The following is a 749-nucleotide window of genomic DNA, read 5'->3' as shown; positions in this document are numbered from 1 at the left end:
AAAAATATAGAATTAAATGATTTGGAATCAGATAATGTTGCAATGATTGATCTGTTCAAAGGGGTACTAACTTATAAAGATATTAATATAAAATCATACGGTCACATCCTACCACTGGTGACAGCAAGTAATACACTATATGATAAAGACGCTCTAAAAAGTATATTGCATTTTGTTAAAGATAGTTTAGATGGGAAAAAATGTAAACTAATAGAATTTAATAAAAATGGAATTTCCTTATTTGAGCGAGACTGCATAACTAAAAAAGATAATTATGTGAATTATTTCAATAATGATTTTTTAATCCAGCATATAGATGATATATATGATACCTTTTATTATTATGATAAAAATGGATTACCTTATAAATCTGTGAAACTCGACTATAAAAATCAAACAACTGAAGAAACATATTTTTATTATAATAGCAATGAAAATATAATTAAAAAAGACATATTTCAAAATAATGATTTTAATAATACTGTGTATTATGACTATGATAAGCAGGGAAATATAAAAAAAGAGTATTCTAAAGATGATGATGGATCAGAACATATGGTTACTGAATTCAGATATGATAAAAATAATATGTTAACAGAATATATTAAAGATAAAGATCTTCATTGTAATTATTCATATAATAATTTTAACGATGTTATTTTAGAAACAAAATGTTATATCTTTGAAAAAGGTGTGGAAAGAATAAAACAAAAAACCGATATAAAAGTTTTAGTAACAAATCGTGAAAT

General features: G+C 23.2%; 1 protein-coding gene. It reads left to right on the top strand.

Annotated features, from left to right (window positions below; all coding sequences use genetic code 11):
* Positions 1-749: hypothetical protein (locus M3Z80_RS09690; RefSeq protein WP_293919413.1), on the top strand; the 749-nt coding region annotated here is incomplete at both ends.

The organism is Apibacter sp. (genome assembly GCF_025291155.1).
Classification (GTDB): Bacteria; Bacteroidota; Bacteroidia; order Flavobacteriales; family Weeksellaceae; genus Apibacter.
This window is presented reverse-complemented; position numbering and strand designations above follow the sequence as displayed.